Origin of the sequence: Sporosarcina koreensis (genome assembly GCF_042655825.1) — a bacterium.
Lineage (GTDB): Bacteria > Bacillota > Bacilli > Bacillales_A > Planococcaceae > Sporosarcina > Sporosarcina koreensis.
Window position 1 is genome coordinate 1 of record NZ_JBHSNP010000014.1, and the last position, 526, is coordinate 526.

1 rRNA gene is annotated in these 526 nt (G+C 51.7%); it reads right to left on the reverse strand.

Annotation, left to right across the window (positions count from 1 at the left end):
- Window positions 1-524, reverse strand: a 23S ribosomal RNA gene (locus tag ACFPTP_RS10015); the annotation flags it as partial.
- Window positions 525-526 lie beyond the last annotated feature (2 nt).

The window sequence follows — 526 nt, forward strand, 5'->3', positions numbered from 1 at the left end:
CTATGCCTTCCCACATCGTTTCCCACTTAACCATGACTTTGGGACCTTAGCTGGCGGTCTGGGTTGTTTCCCTCTTCACGACGGACGTTAGCACCCGCCGTGTGTCTCCCGTGATAACATTCTTCGGTATTCGCAGTTTGCATCGGTTTGGTAAGCCGGGGTGGCCCCCTAGCCGAAACAGTGCTCTACCCCCGAAGATGAGTTCACGAGGCGCTACCTAAATAGCTTTCGGGGAGAACCAGCTATCTCCCGGTTTGATTGGCCTTTCACCCCCAGCCACAAGTCATCCGCTAATTTTTCAACATTAGTCGGTTCGGTCCTCCAGTTAGTGTTACCCAACCTTCAACCTGCCCATGGCTAGATCACCGGGTTTCGGGTCTATACCTTGCAACTTGACGCCCAGTTAAGACTCGGTTTCCCTACGGCTCCCCTATACGGTTAACCTTGCTACAAAATATAAGTCGCTGACCCATTATACAAAAGGTACGCAGTCACCCTGATAAATCAAGGCTCCCACTGCTTGTAC